1 protein-coding gene is annotated in these 245 nt (G+C 55.9%); it reads right to left on the bottom strand.

The window, feature by feature from the left end:
* Window positions 1-245 (bottom strand): hypothetical protein (locus ACPYOI_RS36740; protein ID WP_481424266.1); only part of this gene is annotated, 245 nt, incomplete at both ends.

Below are 245 nucleotides of genomic sequence, written 5' to 3'. Positions count from 1 at the left end.
ATCCCCGCACTCACCATCACCGCCATCCAGAAACCGATCCCGGAATCGCTGACGCCCTGATGGTTCAGATAAAGCGGCATCAGGCCATACAGTGAACCAAGCACAATTCCGGAGATAATACAGCCGTTAACGCCAAGACGCGCCTGACGCAGTCTCAGCATTGGCCAGACGTGGGTTGCTTCCTGGTGTTCGCTATTCTGGTTCACAATGCGCGTAAAGAGCAGCGGCAGGATTGCTGCCAGCAC

Source organism: Rhizobium sp. SVR5-2C (genome assembly GCF_056755115.1).
Note: the sequence above shows the minus strand (reverse complement) of the source record. Positions and strands in the feature narration are given on the sequence as shown.